This window comes from Streptococcus sp. HMSC076C08 (assembly GCF_001810825.1).
In the GTDB taxonomy this organism is placed as follows: Bacteria; Bacillota; Bacilli; order Lactobacillales; family Streptococcaceae; genus Streptococcus.
Map to the genome: position 1 here is coordinate 137195 of NZ_KV802721.1, position 20961 is coordinate 158155.

Below are 20961 nucleotides of genomic sequence, written 5' to 3' on the forward strand. Positions count from 1 at the left end.
AAAAAAACTAATCCTCCTAGTAGCTTTTTCAGACATTTTCTATACCTGAGACCCTTGAATGACAGATTCTCCATCCTTCCAGTTCCGAGCAATTTCTTCGTCTTTCTGGAGTTGGTCTACGAGCTCGTCGATGGAGTCAAATTTGACCATATCGCGGATACGATCCAGCCAGTAGACCATGACTGTCTCACCGTAAATATCGTCTGAAAAGTCGAAAATATTGACTTCAAAACGTGGTTCTTCTCCATCAAAGGTAACATTTTTGCCAACGCTCGCCATTCCACGATATCTCTGACGTTGCACTTCGATATCGACTACGTAAACACCGTCCGCTGGCATGTAAGTTCGGTCTCTTAGGACCAGATTGGCTGTTGGATAACCAATAGTCCGCCCACGAGCATTTCCATGAACGACCATCCCACGAGATGGGAGCGGTGTGCCGAGCAGATGATTGACTTCCTTTACATCTCCATCAAGAATAGCCTGACGAATCCGTGTAGAACTAATCTTGCCCTTTTCATCCTCAACTGGAGGAACAATGATGATCTCTCCATCAAAATAGTCCTTCAGGTCATCCGCAGCTTTCTTATCTGAGCCAAAGGTATAGTCAAATCCTGCTACAATAATCGCTGGTTTTAAAGCTCGAACATAGGTATCAAAGAATTCTTGACCGGTTAGATTGGCAAATTTGCTACTAAAGTCAAGTAAGAAAAGAGCCTCTACTCCGTGCCACTTCATCTTGTGCTCTCGTTCCTCATGATTGACGATGTGAAGCATGAGTTCAGGTTGGTAAGGTTGTAAGGCAAGTTTTGGCGATTCTGTAAAGGTCATCACGACAACTGGCAGATAATCCTTCATCGAAGCCTTGCTGGCCACTTCAAAGAGTTTCTGATGTCCCTTGTGGATACCATCAAAATAACCTAGTACAAGGACTGTTTTCCCTGGTACTGCAATATCTTTTTCGTTCTTAATAGGTACTGTTGTAATCATGAAACTATTATATCATAGAGAAAGTCTTTTCGCTAAGAGGAAATCCCAAATGTTGTTTTTTGCACCTGAACTGACCGTAAGAGAAAATTTAGCACTTTAGTTTAAAAAAATAGCACCTCATAAGAGATGCTATCATTTGGTAACTAGTCTATTGTTTCTTCCATATCTTTTAACTTAACCGAAACAATCTTAGAAACACCTGATTCTTGCATGGTAACTCCATAGATAGAGTCCGCCGCCGCCATCGTCCCCTTACGGTGGGTTACGACGATAAACTGACTATCCTTGTCAAAGCGGTTGAGATAGTCCCCAAAGCGTTTAACATTGGCTTCGTCCAGCGCCGCCTCTACCTCGTCCAAGATGACGAAAGGAATGGTCTTAACTCGGATGATTGAGAATAGCAGAGCCAGAGCAGATAGGGCTTTTTCACCACCACTCATGAGGTTGAGAGATTGGATTTTCTTACCTGGTGGTTGAACAGAAATCTCCACACCAGCTGTTAAAAGATCGCCCTCAGTCAATATCAAGTCTGCCTGACCACCGCCAAACATCTGTCTAAAGGTCACTTTAAAGGACTCACGAATAGCCTCAAAGGTTGATTTGAAGCGCTCCTTAACCTCATCATTCATCTCTGTGATGGTCTCAAGGAGTAGGTTTTTCGCAGACAAAATATCATCTCGTTGACTATTGAGGAAGTCCAGACGGTTGTGAACTTCTTCGTACTGGTCAATAGCGTCTAAGTTGACAGGACCCAGCGAGCGAATAGCCTTCTCAAGATCTTTAACCTCTTGCTCTGCCAGATTGAGATCTTCCAGTTTATGCGCTTTTTCTAGAGCCTCAGTGTAGCTGATCTGGTACTGGTCAGTTAATTGAGCTTGTAGATAGCGCAAGTGTTCGCTGACCTTTTCCTTTTTGGCTTCAGCACGTGTCTGTTTACGAATCCACTCCTCATTCTGCTGGCGAGCCTGGTCCAAATGGCTGGCAATATCATCCAGTTGACCCTCGATATCATCTAATTCAAACTGCTTGCGAATCAGACCTTGTTGAAGATTGGCTTTCTGAGTTTTGGCCTCTTCCACCTGCTGGCTTAGCAAATCCGTATCCACTTTCTCAAGATTATCAACCTTTTCTTGGAGAAGGCGCTGAATTTCCTCTTGTTCGAGATTGAGGTTATCCAATTCCTTATCTAAGCGTTCAATATCAGTAACTTCGTACCGCTTTTGTCCTTGCAGTTCTGACTTAAGCAGGCGCGCTTGAGAAATCTGTTCCTGCAAGTTTTGATAACGTTCTTGAATAGCGTTTTTGTTAGACTTAATCTCTTCAATCTCAGCTTCCAGATTTTGCTTTTCACTGGCGATAGTAGCGAGGCGCTCTTGGCATTTTTCCCTGTCCGCTTGCCAATCTCCTTCAGATAGGCGATTTAATTCCTCTTCTTGAAGTTTCCAAAGCGTTTCCAGTTCTTCGACCTGCTGATTGGTTTGTTGATAAGCAAGATACAAACCTTGCTCCTGAATACGAGCTTGCTCACCCTGAGATTTGATAGCTTCTAATCTTTCTGCCAATACCGCCATCTCATCTTGCAAAGTCTTCAAACTCGCTTCTTCTGACCGCAAGTTAGCTTCTTCCTCAGCAATTTCTTTTTGTAATTGCTCTAGTTCTGGCTTGATGAAGATACTGTTATTTTGACGATTGGCACCCCCCGCGTAGGAACCACCTGTGCGCAATTCGGTACCATCAAGCGTCACCATGCGAACCTGATAACGAACTTGGCGAGCTGCCGTACGCGCGTGTTCTACTGTGTCAAAGATAGCCGTCGTAGCTAACAAATTCTTAAAAATGGCTTCTAGTCTCTTGTCAAACGACACCAACTCATCTGCCATTCCCAGAAAGCCTGGACTTGATGCGATAGCATCTTGATTCTGATTAGAGATTGTACGCGCCTTAATTGTCGTCAAAGGAAGGAAGGTTGCACGACCGGCTCTGTTGCGCTTGAGGAAATCAATAGCCTTAGTCGCCGCCTTCTCATCTTCTACGATGATGTGCTGACTGCTTGCTCCTAGCGCAATCTCAAGAGCTGTTTGATAATGAACATCAAAAGTCAAATGTTCACTGACTGCACCAATGATCCCACCAAGACGGGCTTTTTCTTGAAGAACACTCTTAACACCCGCATAAAAATTACTATGATTTCTTAGGATGTTTTCCAAACTCTGGGCTCTAGCCTGCTTGTTTTTGAGACTGTCTAGACGGTCAAAGAGTTGGCTCTGCTGGGCTTGGTAAGAAACTTTCTGCTCCTCTTGCTCCTTGGCACTAGCTTGGTAGTCTGCCAATAATTTCTGAACCTGCTCCTTGGCAGTTTCAAGCTCAGCCTGTTGTTGACTGGCCTTCTCTTTAGCTGTAGCCAGTTGTTCTTTCAGTTTCTCAAGTTGGTCTGCTTGTTTTTGAGATAGTTGACGGCTGTTCTCTAGTTCATTCTCGATACGAGTCAGTTGGTTTGAAACATCCGCTTCTTCTTGTAAAAGAGCGACAAAGCGTTCACGCAAGAGCTCAATCATTTGGTCAGGATCATCTGAAAAAGCTAGCAATTCTGCTTCTAGATGATTGAGTTCTTTGTTGTTTTCAGCTAGACTTTTCTCTAACTGTTCCAAGTTCGCTTCTTTTTCAGCCTTTTCCTTACTTAGAGCCTTTCTCTTATCTTCCAGACTCGCCAAACGGGCTTGCGCTTCTTGTTGATTAAGGGCTACTTGCTCAGATTCCAGTTTGGATAGGGCTAGTTTTCGCTCTAAGTCACTGATCAAACTAGTCAAATCCATTAAGCTTCCTTGGTCTTTAGCCATTTCAGCTTGGAGATCTTGGCGTTTCTTTTTAAGAGTTTGATTTTCTTCCTCTAACTCTTCACGTTTTTGGTAATAACTGGTCAAGAGTTCCTGAACCTGCGTTAGTTCTTCTTCTGTCAGCTCTAGTTCAGCCTTGTTTTCCTTGATTTGGGCAACCAGTACATCCAAGTAAATAGCCTTGCGTTGACCATCCAAGTCGAGAAACTTGCGAGCATTCTCGGCTTGTTTTGCAAGGGGCTTGATTTGATTGTCCAACTCATAGATAATGTCCTCTAAGCGGTCGAGATTGTCCTGAGTTTGTTGCAGTTTGCTTTCTGTTTCTTTTCGACGAGTCTTGTATTTTAAAACTCCAGCAGCTTCTTCAAAAATAGCTCGGCGTTCCTCTGGCTTGGAATTAAAAATCTCCTCAACCTTCCCTTGAGAGATGATGGAGAAGGAATCCCGTCCCAAACCGGTATCCAAGAAGAGGTCATGAATATCACGCAAGCGAACTTTCTTGCCATCAATTCGATACTCGCTATCTCCACTACGATAGATATGGCGTTCTACCTTAATGACTTGCCCTGCATCCTTGATGAAGCCATCTTCATTGTCCAAGGTCACGATAACAGAGGCATAATTGAGTGGCTTACGACTTTCGGTCCCAGCAAAGATAACGTCGGGCATCTTGCCGCCACGAAGACTCTTGACACTGGACTCCCCCAAGGCCCATCGCAGACTTTCTGTGATATTTGACTTCCCAGAACCATTGGGCCCAACGACAGCTGTCACACCTTGGTCAAAGACGACCTTGGTCTTGTCAGCAAAGGACTTGAATCCCTGAATCTCAATCTCCTTTAAATACATGAATCCAGCCCCTTCTCAACTGCATTTTTTGCGGCCTCTTGCTCTGCCAATTTTTTAGAACGGCCTTGGCCTTTTCCTATACTCTTGCCCTCAACCAGAACTTCTACATCAAAAACCTTATCATGAGCAGGTCCCGTTTCAGAGGTCACCTGGTAGCGAATATCCACATCGCCATTAACCTGGAGCAACTCTTGCAGGTGTGTCTTGTAATCCTTAATCATTTCAAAGTCACCTGCTTCAACCTTGGGGATCATTACTTGATAGATAAACTCTTTTACTCTAGCAACATCCTTATCCAAAAGCAATGCTCCCAAAAAGGCTTCAAAGGCATCTCCAAGAATGGTGTCACGATTGCGCCCACCAGACTTTTCTTCCCCTTTTCCTAGCTTGATAAACTGATCAAACTGGCAATCACGCGCAAAACCAGCCAAACTCTCCTCACGGACAATCATGGCACGGAGCTTGGACAAATCACCCTCTGGTTTCTTAGGATATTTTTTATACAGATATTCTGAAATCAATAATTGCAGAACAGCGTCTCCTAAAAATTCCAAGCGCTCATTGTGTGAAATTTTTAAGAGGCGGTGCTCATTGGCATAACTCGTATGAGTAAAGGCAGTTTCTAGTAGCTTTTTATCTGCAAATTCGATTGCAAAACGCTTCTTTAGTACAGTTTGTAATTCTTTCATACCAACCTCTTTCTAACTGATAACAGTCTCTTTTATTATATCAAAAAAAGCCCCCTGAGTCACTTTAAAACGGGACTAGAGGGGATTTGAGCATTTTTAGAACAAACTTTTCATTTTTAGGGGCAAATTTGAGGCAGGATAAATAAAAAGCCTTATTTAAGGCTTTCATAGGCTATTTACATCCACCCTGAGGGAATCGAACCCCCATCTCAAGAACCGGAATCTTACGTGATATCCATTACACTAAGGGTGGAAACTTGTCTTATTATAACAGAAATTTGCTCTAATAACAAGTTTTTTATGGGTAAACTAAGCGTCCGTTAGTGTGAAGCATCCCCGTTCCAGATAGAGTTTTTCACGATAACATAATCAACATGTTTGAGGTCCGCAACTTTGCGTCCACCTGCATAAGAGATAGCACTTTGTAAGTCCTGCTCCATCTCAGTAAGGGTGTCTTGCAAATGCCCTTTAGCAGGCAGTAAGATGCGCTTACCTTCCACATTTTTATATGCTCCCTTTTGGTATTGAGAAGCTGAACCATAGTATTCTTTGAACTGTTCGCCGTCGACTTCAATCGTCTTTCCTGGGCTTTCGATATGTCCTGCAAAAAGGGAACCGATCATGACCATGCTGGCACCGAAACGGATAGACTTGGCAATATCACCATGAGTACGAATCCCACCATCAGCAATAATCGGTTTACGTGCAGCCTTGGCACACCAGCGTAGGGCAGCCAACTGCCAACCACCTGTACCAAAACCAGTCTTGACCTTTGTGATACAAACCTTACCAGGACCGATTCCTACCTTAGTAGCATCCGCACCAGCATTTTCCAATTCACGCACAGATTCTGGCGTTCCCACATTTCCAGCAATGACAAATGTACCTGGTAATTCTTTCTTGATGTGCTGAATCATAGAAATCACGCTATCCGCATGACCGTGAGCAATATCAATTGTGATGTACTCAGGAGCATCAGCCTTGAGCTGGCTAACAAAGTCATACTCGTAATCCTTGACACCAACAGAAATGGAAGCAATGAACCCTTGATCGTGCATACGTTTGATAAAAGGAATGCGCCCCGCTTCATCAAAACGGTGCATAATGTAAAAGTAACCGCCTTTAGCAAGTTGCTCTGCTACGTTCTCATCCAAAATCGTCTGCATATTTGCTGGCACAACAGGTAGTTTGAAAGTGTGATTTCCAAGTGTGACACTTGTGTCTGCTTCTGCACGGCTTTTAATGACACATTTATTTGGGATCAACTGAATATCTTCGTAATCAAAAATTGGAAATTCATTTAACATATCGATGTCTCGTTTCTTTTGTAATGATCTACCTATGCTTGCGCATCTCTACGCCTTTTTCCGACGTTTCCTTGACTTATTATAAACCAAAGTACAGTTTTTGTCAAATATTTTCAATAATCAAATTATATTGTTCGGGAATTGCTTATATAAATAGCAAAAAAGTGAAGAGACTATTTTCTCCCCACTTCTTCATCAATAATCGCTTTAAAATTTTCTTCTGAGTTTTCCATCATTTTACAAAATTCATTGTAAGATGAAGCATTCTGAGGGATTTGGATAGACAATTTCTTCAACAAAGCTCCATAACCTGCTAGCTTTCCTATCTCATTATCAACAACCTTGTGCTTGCTCGGAAAAACAAGACCAGCTTTCTCAGCTTCTAAAATATAAGAATAGGAAATCAACTGGAACAAGTCCTCGCGATTGATCCCTTTTTCAGTAAACTCCAGTTTTTTATATTTTGCATCTAGAACTATTTTTAACTCTTTATGATAAAAATCTGGAAATACTTTTCTTTCACGATTAGAAAATACTGAAATTCCGTCCGTCTTATCCTTATTTCGAGGATGTATGAAATCTTTTGGCAACAGGGTATAAACATACTCTTCCCAAAGCCAGGAAACATCAAAAAGAATACCATGGATTTTTTGCTCTTGATATCCTAACCCATGCTTCTCTCTATTTAGGATCATCAGGCAAAGCTCTTGCAACTTTCTGTACTCGTGAAAGTATGCATGACGTATAGGTTTAGATTGATTTCCCCGAATAATCTTGGCACGATCAGCTAGTTTATAAGAGGGCGTTACACGCACGATTTCAGATACATTTTCACGATTACTATCGAGTAGTGCTCCAAAACCTTTTTGAGTCTTTATGTACTCAATCGTATGCCGAATCAGCTGCATGAGGGGATTATCATAGGTGAATTCTCTCGTTGTGTAGGCAATATTTCCCATAAAAGGAACATTTCTCTTAAGATGATTTCCCACATCTATCACTCCCTTTACATGACTGTCGTTATGAGAAAATCTTTGGTATTCCTTATAAAGACCTTTTCTGAGAGCAGCTTGCAGATATTTGGGAAAGAGGTACATCAAAAGTTGATAGAGCTTATCTTCACGCGACAAAGCTACATCTAAACTAGTGAGATTGATATGAAGAACCTTTTGTAAAAGATAATGCAAAAAATGGTCGTTACTTTCATCAGAAAAACGAGAGGAAATCGTTAATCTTTCCTGACCATATCCAAGAAAACCAATTACGTTTCCTGTCTTGATTTCCTGATTAACTGTTTCCAAAATCTTTTGGTCCTTGTCTAAATCAGGAGAATTCATCAAATCATTCGGGAAAATAAAGATACGGTCCTCTCGAGAAAGGTTATCCAGTGTTCTATCAAGAAGCGCTTGACTTAGTTTGGGATATTCTGCTACAAAGTCTTCTTTAGCAATTTTATGCTGATTATCAGTTATACGCATCATTATCACCAGTATCTTGCTGAACTGTTTGCTCGTTATTTGTCAGATCAAATGCTTTTTTCAATGTATCCAGAGTTTCGGCCTCCTCATAAGAACCACGTAAGTAATCTTCCAATAGAGGTTTGAGGTAATCAGACCAGAGTAACTCATAGTCAAAATCCACATCCTGCAACTTAAGGAAATAACTTGGTCCGATATGATAATGACTATTTAGCTCTTGAACGTTTTCGATAGCAGCATTCAAGTTTCTTAGACGAGTTTTTGCTTCTTCGGCTTTATCACCAAGCACGTCATCAAGCATACCAACTTGACTCTCGGCAGTAACTTCAACAAAACGGAAACGACGACGCATAGCAAAATCAAAGGTATCTACTGAACGGTCAATATCATTCATTGTTCCGATGATGTAGACATTCTCAGGAATATAAAACTTGTCATCAGTCTCATGTAAATTAGCATATTGGGTAGAAACACTTCCCTTTTCACCACGATAACCAGGGTCAATAGAGAAAAAGAGTTCACCAAAAATCTTTGAAATCTCTCCACGATTGATTTCATCGATGATGAAGACGAATTTCTTATCAGTATCAATTTCTGTTGGGGAAACATAGTCTTTCAAACCAAATCTCTTTCTCAATGTTTCTAGGACTTTTTTTCCTTGATTACGATAATAAGGCTGTTTCAGATATTTTTCATCTTTATAGAGTTCATAAACATAAGATTTTGTTAAGCAAGTTCCTTGGGCTTTAGTTTCATAATTGATATTAAAATTATTTCTACTATTTACTGTGAGATAGGAAAATTCTGTCAAATATTCTTTTTCATCTCTGCTATTTACATATTCAAGATAAAGATCCCACGCTTCCTCAAAATTATCTTGGCCTCCAGTTTTCTGAGCTTCTTTAGCCTTCTGGCAAAACTTCTTAAAAATACCATCTTCTAGCTTAAACTCGATAGCTCCATCACCATTTGATACAGGTCTCAACCCCTCTACAAAATCAGTATAATCATAGGATGGATGAAATTGTACAAATCCGATTTGGTCTTCGTTGCCACCCGTTAATTCTTTAGCAATTTCTTTAGCAAGATAAGTTTTTCCTGTGCCAGGTGCACCACGGAGGATGAGGTTTTTGGATTTTTTTAATATACCACTATAATTAAATAAAAAATCATTCCTTAACATAGTTTCACTTTCTAATTTTTTATACTTTTTCCAATTAGGATGATTCAAAAAATAGTCATAGTCTTGAATTATGATTTCATCACTTGCTGCAAATTTTATTAACTGGTTAGTCTCTTTAGTTCGATACTTAATATCTGATGGAAACCATATTGTTTCTTGCCCCGTAAAGAAAAACCACTCCCTCTCTATATACTCTTTTTTCCAAGCAACAATAATGGTATGCCCATCATCTAAAACCTCTTTAACAGTCGCCATTCCACGAATTTTCATCACAGAAACCTTTAAATCATCTTTCTTTACAAAAGGTAAATTCTTCTTTTTGACATATGTAGATTTAGCAAATAAAACGTCACCTGGTTTAATTTTATTAAACAACTTTAACATTCTTTGATACTGTTTATTTTCCTCGTTATTATGCCATCCTAATTCCCACTTTCCTTCTTTCATAAAATATTCAAGATAATCATCATCACCAAATTTTGTACCAACAAAAAAATAGTTATTTTGCTCACTGTTCATTTGAATACTCCTTTAATTTACTTTCACAAGTAAGTTCTATTAATATATAGTTCATCTATAGCATATCATATCCTATAGAAAAAGAAAAGAACTTCTAAAAAAAGCCCAGCGTTAGGAGCTTCAATGACTCTTAACACTAGACTTCTTTTTTTATCTTAGTAATACTCTCCCTGACGGTAGTCCCATGAGTTAAAGGTATCTGACAAATGCATCATGATTTTATCAATGTCAAGCCCTTTGCGGATAACAACTGGCGCTGGTGAGATTGAACGGGCTCCTCCTTGTTCTGGGATGAGTTTTCCGTCTTTATCGACCATAGACACCATCACACCTTGCTCGTAGCGAGTTTCGATTGTTTTGTCCGGTTGGATGGATGCCACATAGTCGTCTGCTTCGATGACAAGGTCCACTGCTCCTTCGATACGTTCTCCGATTCCTTCTACCTTACCACGATTTCCTTTTCCAGATGGGTTGGCTGATGAGGCATAGACCATTTTACCTTCTTCCCAAAGTTTAGCAGCCAATTGTTCACCAGCTTTACCAAACTTGATGACAAAACAGCTAGTACCACGAACGTCTGTCATGAGCTCCTCACGGCCATCACCGTATGCTTTGAGTTTTTCAAAAGCTTCTGGTTTCCATGGAAGGATACAACCGAGGAGAATGTCTTCGTCCCAATGTTTTTGGTAGAAGGCTTCAATTTCTGGATTGAGTTGTGCTAAAGCGCGAAGCTCATCCATGCTACCACAAAGTACAACACCTGGTTTGTTACGGTTACGCTCTTTGGCTTCAAACTTGCGTTCAAGACCTGCCTTATCGCTAGTCATGATAATGTAACCAACTTTTGTAGGGCAAACAATGCACCCGCCCTCACCTTTTAAAATGTCATAGCCTTCTTGTGAAAGTGTTCCGTTCCATTGAATGTGTTTTGTCATAGTTCTATATTTCCTTTTCTATTTTTCTAATCCTGCCAGTAGGCCGGTCGTTGTTTTTCATAGGCTGCAATCAAATCTTCATACTGCAAAGTAATTCCGATATCATCCAAACCATTTAAAAGCTTGTGTTTCCATTCGCTATCAATTTCGAAAGTGAATTCTCCGACTGGTGAGATGATTTTTTGTTGTTCCAAGTCCACAGTTACCTGATCGGTCGGTTTAAGTTGGGCTAGTTTCTCTCTAACCCCTCTAGGCTGAACAATGGGCAACATGCCATTATTGAGTTCATTATTGTAATGAATGTCCCCGAAAGAACCTGCAATCACGACCTTAAAACCATAGTCAGCTAGAGCCCAAGCTGCGTGTTCCCTCGAAGACCCCGCCCCAAAGTTATCCCCCGAGATAAGAATACTGGCTTTACGATATTCAGGTCGGTTAAAGACAAAGTCTGGATCCTCAGTGTAGTTATCGTCCAGATAACGCCAAGCATACATGAGGTACTTACCAAAGCCTTTTTTATCAATTAACTTGAGAAACTGCTTGGGGAGTATTTGGTCGGTGTCGATGTTATCGTTCATGAGAGGAACGGTCGTTCCCGTATAAACTGTAAATTTCTCCATATCCTCTCCTTACTGGGCCTCTGGCATTTGCCGAACATCTACGAAACGCCCTGCAATAGCTGCCGCAGCTGCCATAGCTGGACTGCAGAGATGGGTTTTAGCACCAAATCCTTGTCTGTCTTCAAAGTTGCGGTTACTGGTTGAGGCACAGTGAACCCCATCAGGAACCTTGTCCGGATTCATCCCTAGGCACATAGAGCAACCTGGGTCTCGCCACTCAAAGCCAGCATCTAAGAAAACCTTATCCAAGCCCAACTTCTCCGCAGCTCGTTTGACAGGACGCGATCCTGGTACTACAATTGCTGTTAGATTGGGAGCAATCTTCTTCCCTTTTACAAATCGCGCAGCCAGTTGTAGGTCACTGAGCCGAGCATTGGTACAAGACCCGATAAAAATATATCCTAGTTCAATATCCTCTGGCTTTTGACCTGGTTCCAAGTTCATGTAATGATAAGCTCGCTCATCGTTCATATCCTTAATTTCTGGGAAGCTACTGTCAAAGTCAACGCCCATAGCAGGATTGGTTCCCCAAGTCACCATAGGAGCTAGGTCTGAGACATCCATCTGGATAACCTTATCATAAACAGCATCGTCATCGCTGACTAGGGTTTTCCAATCCGCCACAGCCTCCTCAAAAGCTTCGGGAACACATTCCCGTCCCTTGAGATAGTCATAGGTGGTCTGATCTGGATTCATAATTCCCATCTTGGAGCCAAACTCGATGGACATATTGCAGATGGTCATTCTCTCTTCCATGGTCAGTGCATCAATGGCTTCTCCACGATATTCAAGCACATAGCCAACACCACAGGCAACGCCGTACTTGGCAATTAAGGCGAGAATGTAATCCTTAGAATAAACTCCTTTTTGAGGAACACCAGTGAATTCTACCAGCATTTTCTTGGGTTTAACTTGCCAGAGTGTCTGGGTAGCAAAGACATGCTCGACCTCACTGGTCCCAATCCCAAAAGCGATAGCTCCGAAAGCTCCGTGGGTTGCTGTATGGCTATCTCCACAGACGATGAACTTCCCTGGTTGGGTTCGTCCTGTCTCTGGACCAACCATATGAACGATTCCTTGCTTTTCAGAACCGTGGGCTGCATGTTCAATCCCAAACTCCTCAACATTTTCAGCTAGTTTATCAATTTGTGCTTTGGAAATCACATCTCGAATATCGTAGATATTGACCGTTGGGACATTGTGGTCAAAGGTCCCAAATGTCAAGTCTGGTCGTCTCAATCTGCGGCCCGCATCTCTTAATCCTTGAAAAGCTTGAGGACTGGTCACTTCATGAATATAGTGCTGGTCCACATACATGAGTTGGGGCTGCCCCTCTTCTCCTGTGATGACATGGCGGTCCCATAATTTATCAAAAATCGATTTTCCTGCCATCCATTACCTCCAAATAAAATATAAGGCTACTAGTGTGGTCACCATCCCGAGAAACCAAACTGTTTTAAAATACCATTTTCTAGTCTTGTGGTGAAAGGTGATTCCTGCCAACCAGGCACCAAAACCACCAAAAGTAAAGGCTAAAATGAGTAAGATTTTCTCTGGAATGCGCCAAGCACCTCTTCTTGCCTTGGATTTGTCAATGCCATAAATCAAGAAAATCAACAAATTCCAAATCAAGAGGGCAAGCGTTATTCCTTCATTTATCTTCATAATCTTTCAATGATGGCTTCTGTCATTTCCCTGGTCGAAGCCTGTCCTCCAATATCTCTTGTTAAAATGCCAGCCGCTAAACTAGCTTCAACAGCACGTTCGATACGCTCCGCATCCTCATAACGTCCAAAGCTATCTCTCAACATCATGGCAACTGACAAAATCATGGAAATAGGATTGGCAATTCCTTGACCTGCAATATCAGGTGCCGAACCATGAATAGGTTCATAAAGACTTGGACCTATTTCAGAATGACTAGCTGATGGCATGACTCCAAGCGTGCCAGATAGAACGCTTGATTCATCAGATAGAATATCTCCGAAAAGATTTTCCGTCACGATGACATCAAACTTGGCAGGATTGGTAATCATGAGCATGGCAGCTGAGTCCACCAACTGGTGTTCCAAGGTTACATCTGGGAAATCCTGAGCGACTTCCTCAGCTACTCTCCGCCAGAGTTTTGAAGTCGCTAGAACATTTTGCTTATCGATACTAGTAACGATTTTTCTGCGACTTCTTGCGATTTCAAATGCCTTGCGAATGATCCGCTCTACTTCCTCATAGCTGTAGTCGTTGATATCACGCGCTTTTCGCTCTTCAAGGATATGATCCCCAAAGTAAATTCCACCTGTCAACTCACGCACCACGACAAAGTCTACACCAGCAATTCGTTCCGGTTTGAGAGGTGATAAATGCTTGAGACTGTCAAAGATTTTTACAGGCCTAATATTGGCATAGAGATTGAGTTCCTTACGAAGAGCTAGCAAGCCTTGTTCAGGCCGAATCGCCGCCCCATCATACTGGGGACTACCGATAGCCGCAAGGAGAATAGCATCTGCTTCTCTACATGCCTTGAGGGTTTCATCAGGTAAGGGATGCCCCACAGCATCAATACCCGCACCTCCAAAGGGGCGTCTGTCTATCTCATAGTCAAATCCTGTTTTTGAAGCTAGAGCTTCCAGAACCGCTAAACCAGCTTCCATGATTTCTGGACCGATTCCATCCCCTGCTAGAGCTACTATTTTCTTTGTCATAGCCTTCTCCTTTACACACTAGGCATGTCTCGGTAGGAAACGCTATGCCCCATCTCACCTGCATTCTCTTTTTGAACAAAAGTATTGGCATTGATATAGGCAATAGCGGAAGCCTTCAATACATCGAAATCAAGACCTGCTGCGTTAAAGATGGTTTCGGTATCTCTGTTTTCAACAGTGACCAAAACCCGAGCTTGGGCATCGATTCCATCTGTTACAGCATCAATGGTATAGGACACCAAGCGGACAGATTGGTTAAAGAACTTATCGATAGCGTTAAAGATTGCTTCAACGGAACCTTGCCCTGTCGCATTGAATTCGACTTTCTCACCATCCATATTGGCTAGGCTAACGAGCGCTTCAATGTCATTATCTGCATGGGTTTGAAGTTGCAAATCATCAAAATGGAAGCCTTCTGGATTTTCAACCATGGTTCCAGCTACCAGAGCTCGAATATCTGCATCTGTGATTTCTTGTTTCTTGTCCGCCAGTGCCTTGAACTTAGCGAAGAGTGGTTTGATATCCTCTTCTGTAAAATCTAGAGCCAATTCTCTTAGTTTCTCAACAAAGGCATGGCGACCAGACAATTTACCAAGTGGAAGGCTATTACTCTTAACACCGACCAATTCAGGTGTGATGATCTCATAAGTGAGAGGATTTTTAAGGACTCCATCTTGGTGAATGCCCGATTCATGAGAGAAGGCATTGCCACCAACGACAGCCTTGTTTTTAGGAACTGGAATACCAGAGAAGCGAGAAACCATTTCAGACGTATTCATTGTTTCATCCAAAACAATATCACTAGTTGCTTGGAAGAAATCCTCACGAATCTTCAAAGCAACAGCTACTTCTTCAAGAGCAACATTACCTGCGCGTTCACCGATACCATTAATAGTTCCCTGGACGCGTCCAGCACCGTGTTTAATTGCTGTCAAAGTATTTGCAGTTGCCATACCGAGATCATCGTGACAGTGGACACCAAAGACAACTTTATGATCTGATTTAATATTTTCAATCAAGTGATCAAAGATACGTGCAAACTCTTCTGGAGTCGTAAAACCAACTGTGTCAGGGATATTGATATAAGATGCACCTACATCGACCGCTGTTTGAACGACTTGTAAGAGGAAATCCAACTCTGTTCTAGTCGCATCTTCAGGAGAGAATTCGACGATTTCAAACTTAGAACGTGCATAAGAAACATGTTCCTTGATAGCTTCTAAAATCTCTTCCTTGCTCTTATTTAGCTTATACTTGCGGTGAATCGGACTGGTAGCGATAAAGACATGAATTTGAGGATATTTGGCATCCTTAAGAGCCTCATAACAAGCATCAATATCAGATTTTACAGAACGAGCTAATCCTGTCACTGCTGTTTTTTTCATGGCTTTAGCAATTTCTTGAACAGCTATAAATGAATCTGGACTAGCAGCCGGAAAACCAGCTTCAATTACAGAAATTCCCCATTTCTCCAGCTGTCTTGCAATGGAAACTTTTTCCTTTATTGAGAAGTTAACACCAGGTGTTTGTTCCCCATCACGAAGGCTTGTATCAAAAAATTCAACTTTACGCATAAGATTTCCCCTTTTCCAAATGTGGTTTTAAAAAAACATCTCGCTCAGAAGCCCAAGCGAGATGTTGATTTACTCCCGCTTGGTAAGCCAAACAGGACTAATGCTTTTGCACTAGCCCGAGTACCTCAACAACAAAGCAAATTGATTAAACTTAGCTGTTTTCATGTTTGACTTTCTCCTTCGTTTGATATCTTGTTTAGTATTTTAGCATAGCTAAAAACACTTGTCAAGAAAAAATCCATTATTTTCTGAAAATTTCTTCAGTAAAGAATATTTTGCTAATTGAAAGTATTTGAAAAATCAAGTAACTTTCCTTATTTTTTCACAGTCAAGTTCCAACTTCTTTCGATGAGTTCTATCACTTCTTCATCTTGCAAACTATCATCAAGTGCCAGACTAAGCCAGTAGCGTTTATTCATATGAAAAGCTGGATAAATACCCTTTTGTGAAAACAGGTCAGCTACTTGGTCGTGTTTGAGGTTGACTGCTTCGACTAGCCCTTCTCTGCCCTTTTCCAGCTTATCCCATGGGATTCTCATCACAACAGCATACCACTTTTGATTGTCTTCATGGCGCAATACAGCTGTATCAGGAGACTTTTCCCACAGATACTCCAACTGATTACCATACTTTTCCTGAACCTTATCCATGATACGCTTAGTCTGAGGACAGATAAAATCCTGTACATCAAAGCAATCCTTCCGAATCTGGTAAAGAATCTCTAAACAAGCCTCACGGACACTTGCAACAAAACTCCCACGCATACTTTCCATATGAACTTGAGGATAGAGATCTCCCGTTTCCTGGTCAAAAACCTGAAAGCTCACATTATCAGGAGTGATGGAGAGTGTCATGAAAAATTCACCCTGCAAAATCTGGCAACTATAGGTCCAGACCTCTCCATTTTCTACAAAACCATAGGCATGAGCTTTTTCTTTATTAAACTGGTAGGATTTAAAAATTTCAAACATAAGTGAAAACTGCTACCAAAAGCTAGCAGTTCCTTTCTATTTTTTAAAAGACAACCTTGGTTCCATGCAATTGTGTCACGCCCAGCTGGTCAATAAAGGTTTGACGGTTGTCCAAGTCAATCCCCCCACCTGGTAAGATTTCAATTTTACCAGCTGCATATTCCAAAATTCTGTGATAATGAGCGAAACGTTTCTCTAGCGAGTCTCCAGACACACCAGCACGAGTTAAGATACGAGTGACTCCGGCTTGGCTGAGCCAGTCAATGGCTTCCAACTGGTCTTCATCACTCAATTCATCAAAGGCCATGTGAAAGACAATTTCCATTCCTTTAGATGCGGCAATCAGCTTCTCAAGATTGACCTTGTCCAACTTCTTATCAGCAGTTAAAGCACCAAAGACTACCCCTTGGCTACCTGCTTGAGCAGTTAAACGAATATCTTCTAGCATGATTGCGATTTCCATATCATGATAGACAAAGTCACCACCACGTGGACGAATCATGGTCATAATGGTCGTATCGTAGTTAGCTGCCAGTTCAACCGCTGCCTTGGTCACTCCATAGCTAGGTGTTGTTCCACCCACTGCTAGATTGTCACAAAGTTCGATTCGACGAGCTCCAGACTGCATCGCTTTTTCTAGCAAGGTCACATTTTCAGCACAAAATTCGTAAATCATTTGATTCTCCTTGATGTTTTCTTTAAATTTATTATATCATATTATTTTAAATATACTTTCATTTTTATCAAGGCAAATAACTACTATTTTTATCTATTCTTTGTCAGGAATGACTTTAAAGAGATAGTAGGTGATAAAGATAGTCAAGGCTCCCAGACCGATTTTGACTGGCAAAAGAGGGGCAAAATAAATAGAAATCCCCATCAAGATATAGATAGATACGATGATTTTTTTCTTTCGTTCTCGCGCTATTGACTTGGTTTCCCGAAAGTCCGCTACATAAGTCTGATAAAGCTTTGTATGATAAAGCCAGTCTTCAAAACGCTTAGAAGATTTTGAAAAGCAAGCGATAGCTAACAAAAGAAAGGGGGTTGTTGGTAAAAGCGGTAGGACAACTCCAATAACAGCTAAAGCCAGTGAAATAAAGCCAATACAGAGATAAATGATACGCATGATTTCTCCTAGATAAATTACTCTTCCTCTAGTTTCGCACACAAGGGGGAAATTTGTCAAGCTTCAAGTAAAAAGAGCCTGAAATTCATTTTCAAGACTCTGCATTTTATTTAATTTTCTCTTCTTCGTAGTCGCCATTACTACATACAACCTGCTTGCCACCACCACGGACTTTTTTCTCCACAAGGAAGTGTCCACATTTTGGACAGTCACGGCCAATTGGTTTGTCCCAGGAAGTAAACTCACATTCTGGATAACGATTGCAACCAAAGAAGATACGATTGCGCTTGGTTTTGCGTTCAATGATTTGTCCTTGATGACAGCTTGGACACTCGACACCAATCTCCTTAACAATCGCTTGTGTATGACGGCAGTCTGGGAAGTTGCTACAAGCATAGAATTTACCAAAACGACCGAGCTTAATCACCATTGGACTACCACAAACTTCACAGTCAAATCCAGCTGGCTCATCCTTAATCTGAATTTTTTCCATTTCGGATTCAGCCTTGGCCACTTCTTTAGAGAATGGTTTATAAAATTCATCAATGACCCGTTGCCACTGCTCTTTTCCAACTTCGACATCATCTAGTTTTCCTTCCATCTCAGCTGTGAAGGTAACGTTTACGATATCTGGGAAATATTCAACAATGAGTTTATTGACAATTTCTCCCAACTCTGTTGGTTCAAAACGTTTAGCTGCCAGACGAACATAGTAACGTTTTTGGATGGTTTCAATGGTCGGAGCATAGGTTGACGGACGTCCAACTCCATTTTCTTCCAAGGTCTTGATAAGAGTCGCTTCCGAATAGCGAGCTGGCGGTTGAGTGAAATGTTGTTCTGGCTTGCTATTGACCTGCTTGACCACATCTCCTACTGCCATATCTGGCAGCATCTTGTTCTTGTCAGAGTCATTGTAGATAGCAAGATAACCATCAAACTTAACTTGACTTCCATTTGCCGCAAACTGAACACCATTTTGAGAGAGCTTAACAGCCATGGTATCAAAGATAGCGCCTGTCATCTGGCTTGCCACGAAACGGTTCCAGATCAGGGTATAGAGCTTGAGTTGGTCTTTGTCCAAGTACTTAGCGATGCTTTCAGGTGTGTTAAAGACACTAGATGGACGAATGGCTTCGTGAGCATCTTGAGCTCCTGAGGCATTCTTGACCTTGCTACCATGCTTGGAATACTTGCTACCAAAACGGTCGTTAATGTAGCTTGCCGCTTCATTCTGAGCCACAGGACTGATACGAGTCGAGTCTGTACGCATATAGGTAATCAAACCTTGCACACCTGTACCGATATTAATCCCTTCATAAAGCTGTTGGGCCACCATCATAGTCTTTCGAGTACGGAAATTGATTTTGTTGGCAGCATCCATCTGCATGGTTGAGGTCGTATAAGGTAGGGGCGCATTGCGTTTGCGCTCCTTCTTATCTACCTGATCCACTGTAAAATCCTTGCTCGATAGATGGGACAAAACTTCTTTGACCTCTTCATTGGTGGTCAATTTCATCTTTTTGCCATTCATACCATAGAATGAAGCTTGAAATTGCTTAGTTCCCTTCTTAAAGACACCATCAATTGTCCAGTATTCTTCCGGTTGGAAGGCATTGATTTCATTTTCACGGTCAATGATGAGCTTAAGGGCAACAGACTGCACGCGCCCTGCTGATAAGCCCTTCTTGACCTTTTTCCACAAAATTGGCGAAATCGAATACCCTACCAAGCGGTCTAAGACTCGACGAGCTTGTTGGGCATCGACCAAGTCCATGTCAATCTTGCGAGGTTCTTTAAAGGCATTTTTTACTGCGTCCTTGGTGATTTCATTAAAGACCACACGGTTGGCATCATTTTCATCCAAGTTGAGAATGTGAGCCAAATGCCAGGAAATCGCTTCTCCTTCACGGTCCGGGTCACTCGCCAGAAAGACTTTATTGGCCTTTTTGGCTTCCTTTTTCAGGTCATTGATGAGAGGACCCTTGCCTCGGATATTGATATACTGTGGTTCGTAGTTATTTTCAATGTCAACAGACATACTGGATTTTTTCAAATCTCGGATATGCCCGACACTGGCTAAAACCTTGTAGTTTCTGCCTAAATATTTCTCAATCGTTTTCGCCTTAGCAGGCGACTCTACGATGACTAGATTTTTCTTAACTGTTGATTTTTTCTTCTTTGTTGCCGTAGCCACACTATCACACCTTTTCAAAGTAATAAACTTTATAAAGTGTAAACCATTTTTCTATAGCTGTCAAGACTTAAATCCTATATATAGAAGAAAAGTTTATCTAAATAATCAATTTCTCCTTAAAATTCAAACTCAGCCAAGACATCTTGACCACTTGTGACCAGTTTTGCTCCCTCTTGGATCAGGTGGTGACAGCCATCTGAATGGCCATCTAAAATGTTTCCCGGAATGGCAAAGACATCACGCCCTTCTTCCATAGCTCGCTCACAGGTGATGAGACTACCAGAACGCATCCTTGCCTCTGCTACAATCACACCACGGCAAAGGCCAGCAATGATACGATTACGAGCTGGAAAGTGAAATTTCAAGGGTTCCTCACCAGGTCCGTACTCGCTAAGTACCAAATGGTGATTACCAATGTGTTCCTGCAAACGTTTATTGGCACGTGGATAAAAAACATCCAATCCAGTTCCAATGACAGCAATCGTTCGTCCTCCATTCTGGAGCGCAGCCATATGGGCAGCGGTATCAATTCCTTTGGCCAAACCACTGACCACGATTAACTCGTTTTCCAAACCTTGAATGACTTTCTGGACCGACTTTGCTCCCTGACTAGAACATGAACGACTCCCTACAACAGCAACCTTTGGAAATTTCAACAGGTCTAGATTTCCTTTATAAAACAAGAGCGCTGGAGCATCATAAATCTCACTCAGATCCCAAGGATAACAGTCATCAAGAATAGAAAAGGATGGAAATTTCTGAAACTCCTTCTCCAACTGTGCATCATCTATCTGGAAATAGCGTTCCATAAAGACAGTAGGATTACGACACCCAGATATTTCTGCAATATCACCTAGCAAGAGCTCCTGATCTACAGTCTCATCGTATTCAAGAACTGTTAAAATTTGTTGATTGCTCAGCCCAGCTTTTCTCAATTTGTAAATCTCATAGTTTGTGATCTTCATATACAACTCCATTTCTTTTTCTACT

The 20961-nt window shown here is 41.6% G+C and carries 17 protein-coding genes and 1 tRNA gene; all 18 read right to left on the reverse strand.

Annotated elements, in window-relative coordinates; translation table 11 throughout:
- Positions 1 to 39: 39 nt before the first annotated feature.
- The 18 genes from HMPREF2766_RS02240 to dprA all read right to left on the reverse strand — a co-directional run bounded on the left by HMPREF2766_RS02240 (position 40) and on the right by dprA (position 20936).
- Entirely contained in the window at positions 40 to 990 is a 951-nt protein-coding gene (locus HMPREF2766_RS02240) for a bifunctional riboflavin kinase/FAD synthetase (protein WP_070567505.1), read from the reverse strand.
- Between the two features lie 143 nt (positions 991 to 1133).
- Entirely contained in the window at positions 1134 to 4673 is a 3540-nt protein-coding gene (gene smc, locus HMPREF2766_RS02245; RefSeq protein WP_070567507.1) for a chromosome segregation protein SMC, read from the reverse strand.
- A complete protein-coding gene (gene rnc / locus HMPREF2766_RS02250; protein ID WP_070567509.1) occupies positions 4664 to 5362 on the reverse strand; it encodes a ribonuclease III in 699 nt (232 codons plus the stop codon). The genes smc and rnc overlap by 10 nt, the downstream gene beginning before the upstream one ends.
- 181 nt (positions 5363 to 5543) lie before the next feature.
- Positions 5544 to 5615, reverse strand: a tRNA-Arg gene (locus tag HMPREF2766_RS02255).
- A gap of 67 nt (positions 5616 to 5682) precedes the next feature.
- Positions 5683 to 6669, reverse strand: a complete 987-nt coding sequence (locus tag HMPREF2766_RS02260) for a GMP reductase (RefSeq protein ID WP_070567510.1) — start codon at positions 6667 to 6669, stop codon at positions 5683 to 5685.
- 173 nt (positions 6670 to 6842) lie between these two features.
- Positions 6843 to 8147 carry an McrC family protein gene (locus HMPREF2766_RS02265; protein WP_070567512.1) on the reverse strand — a complete coding sequence of 435 codons (1305 nt, stop codon included), beginning with the start codon at positions 8145 to 8147 and terminating at the stop codon, positions 6843 to 6845.
- A complete protein-coding gene (locus HMPREF2766_RS02270; RefSeq protein ID WP_001083684.1) occupies positions 8134 to 9849 on the reverse strand; it encodes an McrB family protein in 1716 nt (571 codons plus the stop codon). Before HMPREF2766_RS02270 ends, HMPREF2766_RS02265 begins: the two co-directional genes overlap by 14 nt.
- A gap of 155 nt (positions 9850 to 10004) precedes the next feature.
- The gene (locus HMPREF2766_RS02275; RefSeq protein WP_000160503.1) at positions 10005 to 10784 is read right to left on the reverse strand and encodes an L-threonylcarbamoyladenylate synthase; all 780 of its coding nucleotides are present in this window, start codon (positions 10782 to 10784) and stop codon (positions 10005 to 10007) included.
- 26 nt (positions 10785 to 10810) lie between these two features.
- Complete coding sequence (gene leuD, locus HMPREF2766_RS02280) at positions 10811 to 11404, reverse strand: 3-isopropylmalate dehydratase small subunit (RefSeq protein WP_070567513.1); 594 nt, start codon at positions 11402 to 11404, stop codon at positions 10811 to 10813.
- A gap of 9 nt (positions 11405 to 11413) precedes the next feature.
- A complete protein-coding gene (gene leuC, locus HMPREF2766_RS02285; protein WP_070567515.1) occupies positions 11414 to 12796 on the reverse strand; it encodes a 3-isopropylmalate dehydratase large subunit in 1383 nt (460 codons plus the stop codon).
- A 3-nt stretch (positions 12797 to 12799) separates the two neighbouring features.
- Complete coding sequence (locus HMPREF2766_RS02290) at positions 12800 to 13069, reverse strand: DUF1294 domain-containing protein (RefSeq protein ID WP_070567517.1); 270 nt, start codon at positions 13067 to 13069, stop codon at positions 12800 to 12802.
- Complete coding sequence (leuB, locus tag HMPREF2766_RS02295; RefSeq protein ID WP_070567519.1) at positions 13066 to 14103, reverse strand: 3-isopropylmalate dehydrogenase; 1038 nt, start codon at positions 14101 to 14103, stop codon at positions 13066 to 13068. Before leuB ends, HMPREF2766_RS02290 begins: the two co-directional genes overlap by 4 nt.
- 11 nt (positions 14104 to 14114) lie before the next feature.
- Entirely contained in the window at positions 14115 to 15677 is a 1563-nt protein-coding gene (locus HMPREF2766_RS02300) for a 2-isopropylmalate synthase (RefSeq protein WP_070567521.1), read from the reverse strand.
- Positions 15678 to 15991: 314 nt separating this feature from the next.
- The gene (locus HMPREF2766_RS02305; RefSeq protein ID WP_070567523.1) at positions 15992 to 16648 is read right to left on the reverse strand and encodes an MmcQ/YjbR family DNA-binding protein; all 657 of its coding nucleotides are present in this window, start codon (positions 16646 to 16648) and stop codon (positions 15992 to 15994) included.
- 43 nt (positions 16649 to 16691) lie between these two features.
- On the reverse strand, positions 16692 to 17324 hold the full coding sequence (locus HMPREF2766_RS02310) for a copper homeostasis protein CutC (protein ID WP_070567524.1): 633 nt from the start codon (positions 17322 to 17324) through the stop codon (positions 16692 to 16694).
- 93 nt (positions 17325 to 17417) lie between these two features.
- Positions 17418 to 17777 (reverse strand): YbaN family protein, encoded by a 360-nt coding sequence (locus tag HMPREF2766_RS02315; RefSeq protein ID WP_001220350.1) that lies wholly within the window; start codon positions 17775 to 17777, stop codon positions 17418 to 17420.
- 106 nt (positions 17778 to 17883) lie between these two features.
- Complete coding sequence (gene topA / locus HMPREF2766_RS02320; protein ID WP_070567526.1) at positions 17884 to 19971, reverse strand: type I DNA topoisomerase; 2088 nt, start codon at positions 19969 to 19971, stop codon at positions 17884 to 17886.
- Positions 19972 to 20087: 116 nt separating this feature from the next.
- On the reverse strand, positions 20088 to 20936 hold the full coding sequence (gene dprA, locus HMPREF2766_RS02325; RefSeq protein ID WP_070567528.1) for a DNA-processing protein DprA: 849 nt from the start codon (positions 20934 to 20936) through the stop codon (positions 20088 to 20090).
- Positions 20937 to 20961: the final 25 nt, after the last annotated feature.